Source organism: Photorhabdus namnaonensis, from assembly GCF_001684335.1.
GTDB lineage: Bacteria > Pseudomonadota > Gammaproteobacteria > Enterobacterales > Enterobacteriaceae > Photorhabdus > Photorhabdus namnaonensis.
On sequence record NZ_LOIC01000018.1, the window covers coordinates 118,635 to 134,657 of the forward strand.

The 16,023-nt window shown below is 44.7% G+C and carries 13 protein-coding genes, 1 tRNA gene and 1 pseudogene; 2 read left to right on the top strand and 13 right to left on the bottom strand.

From position 1 onward, the window contains the following. Positions 1-53: 53 nt before the first annotated feature. From Phpb_RS02805 to prpB, 3 genes are all read right to left on the bottom strand, one after another. Positions 54-1,505: a bifunctional 2-methylcitrate dehydratase/aconitate hydratase gene (locus tag Phpb_RS02805; protein WP_065389077.1), complete on the bottom strand. Its 1,452-nt coding sequence runs from the start codon at positions 1,503-1,505 to the stop codon at positions 54-56. Positions 1,506-1,560: 55 nt separating this feature from the next. After that, entirely contained in the window at positions 1,561-2,727 is a 1,167-nt protein-coding gene (gene prpC / locus Phpb_RS02810; RefSeq protein ID WP_065389078.1) for a bifunctional 2-methylcitrate synthase/citrate synthase, read from the bottom strand. Positions 2,728-2,788: 61 nt separating this feature from the next. Further along, positions 2,789-3,679 (bottom strand): methylisocitrate lyase, encoded by an 891-nt coding sequence (prpB, locus tag Phpb_RS02815; RefSeq protein WP_065389079.1) that lies wholly within the window; start codon positions 3,677-3,679, stop codon positions 2,789-2,791. A 333-nt stretch (positions 3,680-4,012) separates the two neighbouring features. On the opposite strand from prpB, the gene prpR reads away from it, so the two are divergent. Beyond that, the gene (gene prpR / locus Phpb_RS02820; RefSeq protein ID WP_065389080.1) at positions 4,013-5,671 is read left to right on the top strand and encodes a propionate catabolism operon regulatory protein PrpR; all 1,659 of its coding nucleotides are present in this window, start codon (positions 4,013-4,015) and stop codon (positions 5,669-5,671) included. Here prpR and Phpb_RS02825 read toward each other — a convergent pair whose 3' ends face one another. Then, the gene (locus Phpb_RS02825; protein ID WP_065389081.1) at positions 5,672-6,643 is read right to left on the bottom strand and encodes a GlxA family transcriptional regulator; all 972 of its coding nucleotides are present in this window, start codon (positions 6,641-6,643) and stop codon (positions 5,672-5,674) included. 176 nt (positions 6,644-6,819) lie between these two features. Between Phpb_RS02825 and Phpb_RS02830 the strand changes: the two genes are divergently transcribed. Then, complete coding sequence (locus tag Phpb_RS02830) at positions 6,820-7,587, top strand: DJ-1/PfpI family protein (protein ID WP_065389082.1); 768 nt, start codon at positions 6,820-6,822, stop codon at positions 7,585-7,587. A 368-nt stretch (positions 7,588-7,955) separates the two neighbouring features. Here the strand turns inward: Phpb_RS02830 and Phpb_RS02835 are convergent, their stop codons facing one another. The 9 genes and pseudogenes from Phpb_RS02835 to dsbC all read right to left on the bottom strand — a co-directional run bounded on the left by Phpb_RS02835 (position 7,956) and on the right by dsbC (position 16,017). Beyond that, positions 7,956-8,165 carry an RpnC/YadD family protein gene (locus Phpb_RS02835; RefSeq protein ID WP_065389083.1) on the bottom strand — a complete coding sequence of 70 codons (210 nt, stop codon included), beginning with the start codon at positions 8,163-8,165 and terminating at the stop codon, positions 7,956-7,958. Between the two features lie 99 nt (positions 8,166-8,264). Continuing rightward, positions 8,265-8,525 (bottom strand): annotated as a pseudogene (locus tag Phpb_RS02840) (ISNCY family transposase); the annotation flags it as partial. 44 nt (positions 8,526-8,569) lie between these two features. Continuing rightward, positions 8,570-9,505, bottom strand: a complete 936-nt coding sequence (locus Phpb_RS02845; protein WP_065389085.1) for an Rpn family recombination-promoting nuclease/putative transposase — start codon at positions 9,503-9,505, stop codon at positions 8,570-8,572. Positions 9,506-9,703: 198 nt separating this feature from the next. Continuing rightward, the gene (locus Phpb_RS02850; protein ID WP_065389086.1) at positions 9,704-10,327 is read right to left on the bottom strand and encodes a CatB-related O-acetyltransferase; all 624 of its coding nucleotides are present in this window, start codon (positions 10,325-10,327) and stop codon (positions 9,704-9,706) included. Positions 10,328-10,573: 246 nt separating this feature from the next. Next, a tRNA-Gly gene (locus Phpb_RS02855) sits at positions 10,574-10,647 on the bottom strand. Positions 10,648-10,797: 150 nt separating this feature from the next. Then, positions 10,798-12,312, bottom strand: coding sequence for a lysine--tRNA ligase (gene lysS / locus Phpb_RS02860; RefSeq protein ID WP_065389087.1), 1,515 nt, complete (start codon positions 12,310-12,312; stop codon positions 10,798-10,800). 9 nt (positions 12,313-12,321) lie between these two features. Further along, a protein-coding gene (gene prfB, locus Phpb_RS02865) for a peptide chain release factor 2 (RefSeq protein WP_109396523.1) occupies positions 12,322-13,420 on the bottom strand; the annotation gives its coding sequence in 2 pieces (ribosomal slippage) (positions 12,322-13,344 and positions 13,346-13,420; 1,098 coding nt in all). Between the two features lie 157 nt (positions 13,421-13,577). After that, the gene (gene recJ, locus Phpb_RS02870) at positions 13,578-15,311 is read right to left on the bottom strand and encodes a single-stranded-DNA-specific exonuclease RecJ (RefSeq protein ID WP_065389351.1); all 1,734 of its coding nucleotides are present in this window, start codon (positions 15,309-15,311) and stop codon (positions 13,578-13,580) included. A 4-nt stretch (positions 15,312-15,315) separates the two neighbouring features. After that, entirely contained in the window at positions 15,316-16,017 is a 702-nt protein-coding gene (gene dsbC / locus Phpb_RS02875; RefSeq protein ID WP_065389089.1) for a bifunctional protein-disulfide isomerase/oxidoreductase DsbC, read from the bottom strand. Positions 16,018-16,023: the final 6 nt, after the last annotated feature.

Below are 16,023 nucleotides of genomic sequence, written 5' to 3' on the forward strand. Positions count from 1 at the left end.
CCGTAGATGATAGAGCGGCACTTGGGAGAGCGGCCGCCAATAACATTACAAATCTAAATAACGTACAAATCGAGGTATTCGTTTACAGGCATGTTTTCCAGTGACGAACGGTCAAAAGAAACAGACAGGATTCTGCTTTGCTGCGTTTCAGGGAACTGACGTGCCAGATTGGTTCTGAATTTTTTCAACAATAATGGAATGCCTTCCTTACGGCGGCGAGCATGGCCGATGGGGAATTCGACTTTAACTTCATCAAGCCGGCTGCCATCTGTAAACGTAACAGTTAATGCGTTAGCAATAGAGCGTTTTTCCGGATCGTGATAGTCACGAGTAAAATCAAGATCTTCCACACACACTATTTTTTCCCGCAGTGCATCAATACGGGGATCTGACGCAACGCTATCTTCGTAATCCGCCGCAGTAAGGCGGCCAAAAATCAAAGGAATCGCAACCATGTACTGAATACAGTGGTCTCTGTCCGCAGGATTGTTTAACGGGCCTTGTTTATCAATAATCCGTATACAAGCTTCATGGGTACGAATAGTAATTTTTGTAATGTCATTGATGGTCTTACCCACATCTTTCAATTGCTGATGCAGGCTCATTGCGGCTTCCACCGCGGTTTGCGCATGAAATTCTGCCGGGAAAGCGATTTTGAACAGCACGTTTTCCATCACATAAGAGCCATAGGCACGCTGGAATTTAAAAGGCTGACCATTGAACAGAACATCATAGAATCCCCACGTTTTTGCGGTTAATACCGAGGGATATCCCATTTCACCCTTTTGCGCCATCAAAGCCAAACGCACCGCGCGGGATGTCGCATCGCCGGCAGCCCAAGATTTGCGTGAACCGGTATTGGGAGCATGACGGTAAGTTCGCAGTGATTGACCATCAACCCAAGCCAGTGATACCGCACTCAGGATCTCTTCCCGATTCAATCCCAACATTTCAGCAACAACAGCCGTCGAAGCCACTTTTACCAGCACAACATGATCTAAACCGACTTTATTGAATGCATTCTCCAGTGCAAGACATCCCTGAATTTCATGCGCTTTAACCATACTCGCCAAAACATCTTTGATCGTAAGAGGCTTTTTCCCACCAGCAACGGCATTTCTTGATAGCCAGTCAGCTATTGCCAAGATGCCACCGAGGTTATCGGATGGATGCCCCCATTCAGCGGCAAGCCATGTGTCATTGAAGTCTAGCCATCGGATCATCGCACCAATGTTAAATGCCGCCTGTACCGGATCGAGTTGAAACTGCGTTCCCGGCACGCGCACGCCATTAGGTACCACTGTCCCCGGCACAATCGGCCCCAGTAATTTCTTACAGGCCGGGTATTCCAGCGCCTCTAACCCACAACCTAACGTATCCAGAAAACAGTAATAAGCCGTTTCATAGGCGATGGATGATGTGATGGCGTAATCCATAACATAATCCACAATATCCGCAATCACTTGATCATATTCAGGGCGATTGCTTATAACAGAGGTAGACATAATAATTCCTTGTTAAAAAAACAGTCATGCAAGAATCTCTGCACCAAAAATAGTGCTATCCACGTTTACTAATTGGCGTAAATACCTGATTTTCCGGCCCAGTATAGTTAGCCGCAGGACGAATAATTTTGTTATCAATCCTCTGTTCAATGATGTGAGCAGCCCATCCCGCAGTACGGGCAATCACAAACAGTGGTGTAAACATCGCAGTTGGCACCCCCATCATGTGATAAGAAACCGCTGAGAACCAATCAAGGTTTGGGAACATTTTTTTATTGGCCCACATCACCGTTTCTATTCGATCCGCGATATCAAACATTTTGGTTGTTCCTGCCTGTTTGGAAAGCTGCAAAGCCAAATTTTTAATCACTTTGTGACGAGGATCTGAAATGGTATAAACCGGATGACCAAAGCCGATAATGACCTCTTTTCTTTCTAATCGCGCCAGGATATCCCTTTCAGCTTCATCAGGATTTTCATAACGCTGTTGAATTTCAAAAGAGACCTCATTTGCTCCACCATGTTTTGGTCCTCTCAACGCACCAATCGCTCCGATAATGGCAGAGTAGATATCTGTGCCAGTTCCTGCGATAACCCGGCTGGTAAATGTCGAAGCATTAAATTCATGTTCTGCATAAAGGATTAGGGAGGTATGCATGGCTTTCCCCCACGACTCACTGGGTTTTTTACCATGCAGGAGGTGAAGAAAATGCCCGCCTATCGACTCATCATCCGTTTCCACCTCAATACGGCGTCCATTGTGGCTATAGTGATACCAATAGAGCAACATGGAGCTGAGAGAGGCCAGTAATCTATCAGCAATATCACGCGCCCCCGCAAGATTATGATCGTCTTTTTCAGGTAATGTACAACCAAGAACAGAGGTGCCTGTACGCATAACATCCATCGGATGGGCGGCTGCGGACAATGTTTCCAATGCTGCCTTTACGCTACTCGGCAGACCTCGTAATGCTTGTAATTTCGTTTTATAGGCAGCCAGTTCAGCGCAGGAAGGCAATTTTTCATGGATCAGTAGGTATGCAACTTCTTCGAATTCACACTGGGTTGCAAGATCAAGAATATCGTAACCACGGTAATGCAGATCATTACCGGTCTTTCCAACGGTACAAAGCGCAGTGTTACCCGCACTGACGCCAGAAAGTGCTACCGATTTTTTAGGCTTGAAAGTGGTTAACTCAGTCATCGTGTTCTGTTCGCTCATGGGTATCACCTCTACTGTTTTTATGCCATATAAGACGATGAAATCTAGGTGGAACTGTCCATCATTGAGATTTTTTCTGGGAGAAAAGCACATCCAGTTTTTGTTCAAAATCGTAGTAGTTGATGCTTTCATATAACTCATTGCGAGTCTGCATCATGCTAATCACATTCTTCTGTGTCCCTTCGCGGCGGAGTGTGGCATAAACCTGCTCGGCGGCCTTATTCATTGCCCGGAAAGCAGAAAGCGGGTAAAGGGCAATGGAGACGCTCACACTTTTCAATTCCTCAATCGTGAAAAGCGGAGTCGCACCAAATTCGGTGATATTAGCTAGTATTGGAACCCCGGTTGTTGACGCAAATGCTTGATACATATGTAATTCAGTTATCGCCTCAGGAAACAGCATATCTGCCCCAGCTTCAATATAGGCTTTTGCCCGATCAAGGGCCGCTGCTAATCCTTCAACAGCCAAAGCGTCAGTGCGGGCCATAATGACGAAATCTTTATCAGTACGGGCATCGACTGCGGCCTTGATGCGATCAACCATTTCCTCTTTGGATACAATCTCTTTATTCGGTCGATGACCACAGCGCTTCGCACCGACCTGATCCTCAATGTGCAACCCCGCCGCTCCTGCTTTAATCATTGAACACACTGTGCGGGCCACATTAAAGGCGGAAGAACCAAAACCGATATCAGCATCCACCAACAATGGCAAATCGCATACGTCTGTAATACGGCGGATATCTATTAACACATCATCCAGCGTTGAAATTCCCAGATCAGGCATCCCCAATGAACCCGCCGATACACCACCACCAGAAAGATAGATGGCTTTATAGCCAACCCGCTTTGCCAGCAACGCATGGTTAGCATTAATGGCGCCAACGACCTGTAGTGGAGATTCAGCTTTTATAGCCTGACGAAGTGCCAAACCGGCAGAGGAAAGCGCCATACATGACCTCATTGTTATTGTAATGAAACACATTTGTTACTTAGCAATATACGTACCAATAAAATAAAAAATGGCTGATAGATTAAAAAAATAAATACAAATCAGACGCTAGCAATTTGTTTTCTAATTAAAAAAAAATACTAAAAATATTCATTATCTTGTGGCAAAGGGCCATTGATAGAAAAATTCATCTGTTTCATAATGAATCAATTACGTTTCACGAAACACGAATGAAACAATTGCGAAACATTGAATTGTTGTGGCGGGCAAACGAATAAAGTTCATCCAGGAAAAGTGAAAACAGCATACAGAACGTACAGATAGAGGAATAGCATGGCAGAAACACCATCAGCAGAACGTAATAAACCGGTCATTTGGACAGTCTCTGTTTCCCGTCTTTTTGATCTCTTCCGTGATATCACACCAGAGTTCGATCATCAGGCCAATATCACACCCATCCAACTTGGGTTTGAAAATGCGGTTCAACATATCCGTCAGCGGTTAACAACCGAATGTTGTGATGCCGTACTCTGTGCTGGTTCCAACGGAGCCTATCTGAAAAGCCGTTTGTCGGTACCAGTCATCATTGCCAAGGCCAGCGGTTTCGATTTTATGCAGGCATTGGCCCGTGCACGACAAATCAGCTCCCGTATTGGTGTTATCACCTATCAAAACACGTTACCCGCGCTAGAAGAATTTCAGCAACGGTTCAATTTGCGAATTGAACAACGCAGTTACGTAACGGAAGAAGATGCACGGACCCAAGTCAACGCACTAAAAGCCATTGGCATTAAAGTGATTGTCGGTGCCGGGTTGATTACCGATCTCGCCTATGAAGCTGAATTGGTGGGCGTTTTTGTCTACTCTGCTGATTCTATTCGTCAGGCATTCCATGATGCACTGGATATCGCCAGAATGACCAAGCTCAACCAAGCTTCAATTTCTGCCTATTCAACCGAGAATAGTTTGCTTACTCGCCATACTCTCAATGATATCCGGGGAGACTCAGCGGTAATGGAACATGTGCGCAACACTATTATGCTATATGCCCGCTCGCCTGCCACAGTGCTAATACAAGGGGAAAGTGGCACAGGGAAGGAGCTTGTAGCACAAGCCATTCACCATGAATATGCTCTGCGGTATGGTCAGATTGCAGGTAAACATCAACGCCCGTTTGTCGCCGTTAACTGCGGCGCCATTGCTGAATCCCTATTGGAAGCTGAATTGTTTGGTTATGAGGAAGGGGCTTTCACTGGTTCACGACGTGGAGGGCGTGCAGGTCTTTTTGAAGTTGCCCATCGAGGCACGTTATTTCTGGATGAAATTGGTGAAATGCCACTGCCTCTTCAAACGCGGCTATTGCGGGTATTAGAAGAAAAATCCGTTGTCAGAGTAGGAGGACACCGCCCCATTGCCGTTGATGTTCGGATCATTTGCGCCACACATTGTGATCTGGATACCTGGGTACAAGAGGGGCGTTTCCGAACAGACCTGTTCTATCGCCTGAGTGTATTGCGCATCAACATCCCGGCCCTCAAGGAGAGAGGTCACGATATTGGTATATTGGCGCTGGAATATCTGCGACGAGCATTCGCCGCATTGAACTTACCGGTATCACAATCAAGAGTGCAAGAGCTTGCCGCCTGTCAGGAGGCGTTGCAAACCTATCACTGGCCCGGCAATGTCCGGGAATTACGTAATCTCATAGAACGGGTAACGTTATATCTCAGTGCTCATCCTGAGCATACCTTAACACCAGAATTGATATTAGCCCTTTCACCGGAGCGTAAATCTACACTCAAGCTGGCAGAAAAAAGTATAAAACCTTCGTTGACTGAACAATCTTCACTTGTCGCACCACTTTCAGCCCATGAAACCTTGAAACGGTTTTCTGATGATCGCCAAGCCGCCGCGGAATATCTGGGGATTAGCCGCACTACGCTATGGCGACGATTGAAGAAAGAGATGGCGGAGGATAAAGAGAATAAATAGCTAAAATGTCGCTTTGAAGTGCTTACGGTATTCCTGTGGGGTACTACCGAACGCCCGGAAGAAACCACGGCGTAAAGTATCTTCACAGCCAAAACCGCAACGGGAGGCTATGCACTTAAGCGACAACGTAGATTCAACCAAAAGATGACGCGCCGCTTCCAAACGAAATCGCTCCACCGCCTTGGCGGGTGTCATTCCTACATGTTGGCTGTAGTGGCGCACGAAACTACGCTCACTCATATTTGCACGGGCGGCCAAAGCTGTAACTGAAAGATCTCCCGCCAGATTGTTGGTCATCCAGGCGTGTAAATCTGAAAATTTACTCGTGCTGCTTTGTAACGCCAGTGGCGCACTAAACTGCTCCTGTCCGCCAGAGCGTTTTAGAAACATAACGAGCTCCCGCGCAACATCCAGCGCCAGTTTATGACCGAAATCCTCCTCCAGCAATGCCAGAGCCAAATCAATGCCTGCGGTGACGCCAGCAGAAGTCCACACTGGGCCATCCTGAATAAAAATGGGATCACATTCTACCCGCAATTTACTGTAACGCCGGGCCAGCTCGGCACAACTACTCCAGTGTGTGACGACTCTGCGACCATCAAGCAACCCGCAAGCAGCCAGAATGAATGCCCCGCTGCATATAGACACAATACGCCGGGCCAGCGATGCATGCCCCTTTAACCAATCACGTAATGGCAAATGGTTCGACGCTGATTCAACGCCAATACCTCCTGCAACGATCAGAGTATCGGCGGGAGAATCCAACTCAGGTAGGGGTTCTGCCTGCACAGTTATTCCGGCCTGCGTCATCACCTGCCCAGGCTCACAAGCCACGACTTTTATGGCATAAGGCCGCCTGTGGCCGGCTTTCTCTGCTAGTTCATTGGCTGTGGTAAAGACCTGCAATGGTCCTGAAAGGTCCAGCAGATTTACGTTGGGGAAGATGAGAAAATAGAGCGTTTTAATGTCCATAAGGCAATTATGGCAGTTGGCGTAAATCGTCGCAATATTGGCATATACGCCAATTAGTTTACGGTTACAGTTGTTCCATCAATTTACTACCGGGAATACAGATATTCAGCGATCGCTAAAAATAGCGGCACATGAATTTCAGTTCTCGTTTCAATCTCGATAAGGAAAACTTCTCCATGAAAAACACATCTAAGGAACATCCTGCGGCATTATCTTCGTTAACGAAAACATCGGCTGGAGAAAAACCCACTCTCGCCTTTGTCATTTTTCCAGGCATGACGCCGCTTGATATGATTGGTCCCGCAACAGTTCTTGAAGTAGGAGGATGGTTAAATATCGAATATGTTTGGCGCGATTTACTTCCGGTGCGTACTGAGCTGGAATATATATCATTCTCGCCGAGCACTACATTTGAGCAATTAGATAAAGTGGATATTTTGTGTGTTCCCGGTACAGGAAATCCTTATGCTTTGCTTGCCGAATTAGACATGCTTGATTGGATGCATAAAGTGGGAAGTAAAGCATCCTGGGTCACAAGCGTGTGTACAGGATCTATCCTGTTAGGGGCCGCAAGCTTGCTAAAAGGGTATCAGGCGGCGACTCATTGGTCGATGATAGACGATCTCAACGAATTCGGTGCAATACCGGTTAATAAAAGAGTCGTTATTGATAGAAACCGGGTTACTGGAGGTGGAGTCACCGCAGGTATTGATTTCGGTTTAACATTGCTGGCTGAAATCAAAGGTGAAGAATATGCACAAGCAGTCCAATTGGCAATGCAATATAGCCCAGAACCCCCGTTCAATAGCGGCATGCCAGAATTCGCCGGCAAAGAAATAACTCATGCCACGCTTCAAGCTATATTTTCCAATGTGGAAAAACAGACTCCTGATTACAAAGAAATCTTAATTAAAAGCGCCAAGAGAATATCAGATATCTACTGAATATATTTTCGTATGATGGCTTAATTCAACCTGTTTCAGCGGTCGATTATTTACCAATAACGGAAATATTTCCTATTCTGAGAACGACTAATTCATAGGTGCATAAATCCAGATTTTTTTTTAGATTAAAAGGTATAGGCAACCAATCCGGTTGCCGCTTCCAAGAGAAAATTTATCGGATTACAATGTTTCGAATATTATATTTGAGGAATATTCTTTAATTATTCAAATACTATTTCAATTAAAAAGCTTAATACCCGACAGAAAAATTATGATTTCAAACTTATCCAAACAATATACCGCTTCTATGTAAAGTTTTGTGCACTTATTTACACGAACTTTCATGCCGATTAAGGTATCAGCATAAGTCAATCGGCTATTTGTTCAATCTTACTCCGGCTCATCACAATGATTTTAATTATCGTTTCATGGTCTATACCATTGTCTATCATTGCATACACGATTTTCACAAGCGCCAGTTTTCTACCTATCTGTAATCCTTTTCTGTATCCTTCTCTATATCCTTCTCTATATCCTTCTTGGTATGCTTTCTGCGTTAGTTTCTGCGCTATTGTCATCAGTACCTCCTCATATTTCAGGGACTGTTCTGCCAGTCGCCAGACAAGCCCCTCTTTTAACACGAATCGTTAAATACCGATTCAGGCTCTCAGCACGAATCAGTGATGTATTTGTTCAAGTTCTTTCTGGCTCAACCCTGTACTTTTCATTATCGTTTCATGATCGATACCATTATCCATCAACGCACGCGCGATTTTCAGACTCGCCCGTTTTTCACCTTTCTGTAATCCTCCTTGATGTGCTTCTTGGCATTTTTGAAGTCCTTCTTGAAGTCCTTTATGTTTCAATTTCTGCGCTATTGTCATCAGTACCTCCTCATACTTCGGGAACTGTTCTGCCAGTTGCCGGACAAACTCCTCTTCTAACACGAATCTTTAAATCCGATTCAGGCTCTCAGCACGAATCAGTGATGTATTTGTTCAAGTTCGTTCTGGCTCAACCCTGTGTTTTTCATTATTGTTTCACGATCGATACCATTGTTCATCATTCTACAGGCGATTTCCAGAATCGCCTGTTTTTTACCTTTCTGTAATCCTTCTTGATGTGCTTCTTGGCATTTTTGAAGTCCTTCTTGAAGTCCTTTATGTTTCAATTTCTGCGCTATTGTCATCAGTACCTCCTCATACTTCGGGAACTGTTCTGCCAGTTGCCGGATAAAACCTTCTGGATCGGCGGTATCTCCCACCAGTAATATGTAGTTTAGCATGCTTTTTAGCTGCTCATCTGTATAGTAATCATACGCAAACAACATAGCCAGCTTTTGCCGTAACTCCGCCATATCACGTTGCCGGATATGTTTTTGTACTATTTCCAGTAGTGCGACCCGTTTGTGCGTCAGGATTTCATCATCCGGGATTACCGTCACATCTACCAGCGGAAACGCGCTGGAATAGATCTCTTCCGCCAGAGCCGAAGCATCAAAGCAATCGAGCCAGTTGGTACTCCACGGATATGGCCGCGTTTTCCCGTGATAGAACAACACCGGAATAACCAGCGGCAATTTTTCATGTCCCTGCTCCAGATGCCATTGCATCGCTGAAATACTGTAACGCATCAGACGGAATGCCATCATCTTATCCGGGGAACTCTGGTGTTCAATCACGCAATACACATAACTCTCACCCTGCGTAGTTTTTAATGAATACAGGACGTCGGAATAATGTACCCGCAGATTGTCCTCAATAAATGATCCCGATTCCAGTCGCAGTGTATCAAGATCACAAACTGCCCGTAATGTCGCAGGTAAGTGTATCTCTAGAAAATCTCTGGCGGTATCAATATGACTTAAAAACTTTTTAAAAATAGCATCATGTGGCGTCGGTGTATTTTTTCTTTTCATAAGAGGATAGTAACATATTTTTATATTGAAGGAATATTAAATAAATACCGTTTGCGGCTTGAATGCCGAAACGGTATTTAAACTAACAATTAATGTATTTCAGTTAAATAATTCAATAATAGAACGTCTTAAAAATCAAATTTAATTAGTCCAATCAAGCCTAATTAATTATTCTACGGAACTAATTAACTATTCCCATCAATATGACCTTACAGCAGATTTTAATGCATTAATATCCGAAGCACAGAGATAAGGTTTTAAAGCATTAAATTTCTCTTCTGACCAATCATATATCTTTAACGCCAGTAGCTCATTGATAATGTGCGGCTCAAAGCGATATTTAACTAATTTCGCAGGTGTGCCAGCAACAATACTATATGGTTCAACATCTTTAGTGACGACGCTATTAGCAGCGACTATAGCGCCTTCTCCAATGGTGACGCCTGGCATAATCATTGAACGCATACCAAGCCACACGCCATCATGAATATGCGTGTCACCTTTGCCTACATACGCCTCTTCGATATATTCCATGAATGGATATAAACAGAACCAATCCGCTCTGTGTGTATTGTTTCCACCCATAAGAATGATAGTTTCAGCGCCGATGCAAACATAATCGCCAATATACAATTTATCAATTGGCCACTTAGACTCCCATTGAAGACTGATCTTATCACCATACAAATAGCGAACGACAGATTCTTCAAAACCGCCACTCCAGCAATCGCTATAATAGCTATGGGTTCCTTTGATGACAATACTTTGATTAGTTATAGCTTCATGTAAAAATTGGGTTTTCGACCAATGTTTTTCTTTCATGGTAAATAGTCTCTATTAATTATTTATTTACCATAGAATGCTTTCTATGGTGATGTATTCGCACTCAAAATACATCACGCCTAGCTGATTCGGGGTTGATTTAATAATGGGATTCTTTTCATATTAAACGATGAGTTAATTATTAACTTATATTGATTATCATTCTTAAATTCTTTTTATTTAATTTACATCATATCAAAAGGTATATTTTCAATGCGACAGCATTTTCTAAAAAGAATACAGAACTGGAGCGAGCGAAGGGAATCGAACCCTCGTATAGAGCTTGGGAAGCTCTCGTTCTGCCATTGAACTACGCTCGCTTGGGGATAACATAAATTATTATAGCGACTTCGTTGGCATCAGCAAGCCATTATCTGTTTCAGTTGTCTATATTTAAGGCAGTTGAAAATAAAAACTCCCCTGGCAGTTATACTACAGGGGAGTTGGAATTTAAAATTTAATTCAAACTGTTATTTTTGCGGGCGCATTGCCGGGAATAGAATGACGTCACGGATGGTATGGCTATTTGTCAGCAACATAATCATACGGTCAATACCAATACCTAAACCGGCTGTTGGCGGCATACCATGTTCCAAAGCCGTTACATAATCTTCATCGTAGAACATGGCTTCGTCATCGCCTTCGTCTTTCTGGCGAACCTGTTCAGCAAAACGTTCCGCTTGATCTTCGGCATCATTTAATTCTGAGAAGCCGTTGCCAATCTCACGTCCACCAATAAAGAATTCAAAACGGTCAGTGATAAACGGATTTGCATCATTACGACGCGCTAGCGGAGAAACTTCTGCCGGATATTCAGTGATAAATGTTGGTTGAATCAGATGGCTTTCAGCCGTTTCTTCAAAGATTTCACACTGAACACGACCAAGGCCCCAACCTTTTTCCACTTCAATGCCAAGAGATTCAGCGATAGCCACCGCTTTATCCATATCATCCAAATCAGCTATGTTGGTTGCAGGACGATATTGGCAAATGGCCTGTTTCATGGTCATTTGGGCAAATGGTTTACCGAAATCGAATTCCTGCTCGCCATATTTAACCAGAGTATTCCCCAAAATATTTTGAGTCAGCGTGCGGAACAGCTCTTCTATCAGGACAATCAGATCTTTGTAATCCGCATACGCCATGTAGAGTTCCATCATGGTGAACTCAGGGTTATGGCGCGGAGATACGCCTTCGTTACGGAAGTTGCGGTTAATTTCAAACACACGTTCAAAACCACCAACAACCAGACGTTTCAGGTAAAGTTCCGGCGCAATACGCAGATACATATCAATATCCAGCGCATTATGGTGAGTAATAAATGGACGAGCCGCCGCACCACCAGGGATTACCTGCATCATTGGCGTTTCCACTTCCATAAAGCCTTTACTGACCATAAAGCTACGCAGAGCCGATAAGACTTGAGAGCGAATTTGGAAAGTTTTGCGCGATTCTTCGTTGGCGATCAGATCCAGATAACGCTGACGGTAACGAGTTTCCTGATCAGCCAAGCCGTGGAATTTATCCGGCAATGGGCGCAGCGCTTTTGTCAGCAGACGCAGTTCGGTACAGTGAACAGAAAGTTCGCCGGTTTTGGTTTTAAACAGTTTGCCACGAGCCCCCAGAATGTCTCCCAGATCCCATTTTTTAAACTGTTCGTTATAAATACCTTCCGGCAGATCGTCACGGGCAACATATAACTGAATACGACCGCCCATATCTTGTAGCGTGACGAAAGAAGCCTTACCCATGATGCGGCGAGTCATCATACGACCGCCAACCGTCACTTCAATATTCAGTGCTTCCAGCTCTTCCTGAGTTTTGTCGTCGTATTTGGCGTGCAAATCTTCTGAAATATTTTCACGACGGAAATCATTCGGGAACGCAATACCATTTTCCCGTAAAGTAGCCAGTTTTTCGCGGCGAGTTTGCAGTTCATTATTTAAATCGGGAGCCTGTTCAGCACCCTGTTGTTGTTGTGACATTTTAGTTCCTCATAAGCCAGCTTTAAGGCTTGCTTCAATGAATTTATCGAGATCGCCATCCAGCACCGCTTGTGTATTACGCGTTTCAACGCCGGTGCGCAAATCTTTGATGCGTGAGTCATCCAGAACATAAGAGCGAATCTGACTACCCCAACCAATATCGGATTTATTCTCTTCCATTTCCTGTTTATTGGCGTTCTTCTTCTGCATTTCCAGTTCATACAGCTTCGCTTTTAGCTGTTTCATCGCCTGGTCTTTGTTTTTATGCTGAGAACGATCATTCTGACACTGAGTCACAATGTTGGTTGGAATATGGGTAATACGCACCGCGGATTCTGTTTTGTTAACATGCTGACCACCCGCGCCGGATGCACGATAAACGTCGATACGTAAGTCCGCCGGGTTAATTTCAATGTCGATATCATCATCCACCTCGGGATAGATGAAAGCAGAACTGAATGAAGTATGGCGACGACCGCCAGAATCAAATGGGCTTTTACGTACCAAACGGTGCACACCGGTTTCAGTACGCAACCAACCATATGCATAATCACCCATGATCTTAATAGTCGCTGATTTCAGGCCAGCCACCTCACCATCTGATTCTTCTATAATTTCAGTTTTAAAACCTTTGGATTCAGCCCAACGCAGATACATACGCATCAGCATACTTGCCCAATCCTGAGCCTCGGTACCACCAGAGCCGGCCTGCAAGTCAAGATAACAATCCGCACTGTCATACTCACCAGAAAACATACGGCGAAATTCTAACTCACCCAACTTGTCTTCAAGTTGTTCCAGCTCTACCACCGCTTCATTAAAAGTCTCTTCATCGTCAGCTTCTACTGCCAATTCCAGCAGGCCCTGTACATCTTCCAGACCTTGCTCAAGCTGATCGATAGTCTCAACAATCCCTTCCAGTGAAGAGCGCTCTTTACCCAAAGCCTGTGCCCGATCCGGTTCATTCCAAACATCAGGCTGTTCCAGTTCAGCATTAACTTCTTCTAAACGTTCTTTCTTGGCATCATAGTCAAAGATACCCCCTCAGAACCGTTGTCCGTTCAGACAGGTCCTGAATGTGGTTTTTTACCGGATTAATTTCAAACATATTTTCGTGTCTTACGTTGTGTAGTCGTAGATAAATGGATAATTTTCGAACCGCGTATTGTAGCGGATTCGACACAGGGTTTATAGCACTTCAACAGATTTGTCACGTATTCATACAAGCGTACATGACAATAACTGGCTACCTACTGATCGAGCGGTTAATAAGGCCAAAGATGTTGGATCAAAAGCTGTACATTACGGTTGCCACGAAATTCATTAATATCCAGTTTATAGGCAAGTTCTACTTCGCGGACACTGTTATCCGGCCAGCGGGTAGGATCGATATTGAACGCGATCCCGTCTAGCGTCGGCCCACCATTTAATGGCTCCACTATCACCTTTAAATGGCGTTCTCCAACAATACGTTGTTGCAGTAGTTTGAATTTTCCGTCAAAAACCGGCTCCGGGAATGCCTGCCCCCAAGGACCGCCATCACGCAATATCTCTGCAATGTCCAATGACAGCTCGTTGATCGCTAGTTCACCATCACTCCAGATAACACCTTCAAGTTGCGAAATATCTAACCAATCCGCCATTAACGCAGAGAAGTGATGCTGAAATTGTTCAAATTTATCCTGTTCAAGCGACAAACCCGCCGCCATCGCATGACCACCAAACTTAAGTATCAACCCCGGATGCAACGTATCAAGCCGTTCAAGCGCATCACGCATATGCAACCCCTGCACTGAACGGCCAGAACCTTTCAAAATACCATCGCCTGCCGGTGCAAAAGCGATCACAGGCCGATGAAAACGTTCTTTAATGCGAGAAGCCAGAATGCCGACTACCCCTTGATGCCATTCTGGATGATAAAGCGCTAGCCCATAAGGCAACTCAGTGCTAGTACGTTCAAGTTTGTCACAAATTTGCAGCGCTTCCTGTTGCATTCCCTGCTCTATTTCACGCCGGGTATGGTTAAGACCGTCCAGTTCGCAAGCTATCTGCCGCGCCTTCGCCATGTCGTCAGTTAACAATAAAGTGACGCCAATGGACATATCATCGAGGCGACCAGCGGCATTCAGTCTTGGCCCAAGAAAAAAGCCTAAGTCACTGGCTGCTAGCTTATAGGCATCACGTTTGGAAACTTCCAATAATGCCCGAATTCCCGCACAGCAACGCCCTGCACGAATGCGATTCAATCCCTGATAAACCAGAATCCGGTTATTGGCATCCAAAGGTACAACATCGGCAACCGTGCCTAACGCAACCAAATCCAACATTTCCGCCAGATTCGGTAGAGCAATTCCTTGCTTTTCAAACCACTGATCTTTTCTCAATGCCGCCCTTAAAGCCGACATCAGATAAAACGTGACGCCAACCCCTGCCAGTGATTTAGATGGGAAAGAGCAATCGGATAAATTGGGATTAATAATGGCATCGGCAGCCGGCAAAATATCGCCCGGCAAGTGGTGATCCGTAACAATCACTTTCATACGGTGCTGATGAGCAGCCGCAACTCCTTCATGGGAAGAGATACCATTATCCACGGTAATAATTAGGTCAGCGCCTTTTTTGACGACCTCTTCCACCACCTGCGGGCTTAAACCATAACCATCGTCAAAACGATTTGGCACCAGATAATCCAGATGGCGATATCCCATCGAGCGTAATGATCGGATCGCCAATGCCGTGCTCGTTGCCCCATCAGCATCAAAATCACCGACAATAACAATACGCCAGTGTTCATGAAGTGCTGTCAACAAGAGCGCCACCGCCTGTTCCATGCCACTGAAATGCTGGTAATTCAATAAGCCTTGAACGCCACGCTCCAATTCATTAGCTTGCTGAATACCACGAATGGCATACAAACGACGCAGTAATGGATGAATCTGTTGTGGAAGATGACTGTCATCCACCACCGGGCGGCGGCGAAGTTGTGTTTCAATATTCACTAACTTATTTACCACGTTGCGCCAGTGCCGCCGCCAAAGCCTCTGGCGGCATATATCCACCTAACAGACTACCATCCTTAAGGATAATCGCCGGCGTTCCCTGGACGCCAAACTGGAGACCCAATTTATAATGGTTAGCAATATCCACTTTACAGCTCTTAATTGGCGAAACATCTTCGTTTTTAAACGCAGCATCCAATGATTTCTGCGGTGTTGCGCTACACCAGATAGATTGCATATCTTTAGCAGATTGGTGCTGCATACCCTGACGGGGGAACGCCAGATAACGCACAGTAATACCCAGTTTATTGTACTCTTGCATGTTCTCATGCAATTTATGGCAGTAACCACAGGTAATATCCGTGAAAACGGTAACGACATGCTTCTCTTTTGGCGCTTTGTAGATAATCATTTGATCTGTCATTGCTTCCAGCTTTTTCATCAACAATTGATTACTGACATTCACAGGAGCGCTACCACTGACATCATAAATTGGCCCTTGCAATAAATATTTCCCGTCATCAGATAGATAAATGATCCCTTGCTCAGTCACTACCGTATTTAAACCAACAATAGGCGATGGCTGGATGTTTTCTGCTTTTATCCCTAGTTTCTGCATTGTTCTATGGACAGCATCATCATCAGCAAGCGCATTTCCGCTAAACCAGGCCAGTAATAGAGGGAAACATAACACGCTTTTTTTCATTTTCGG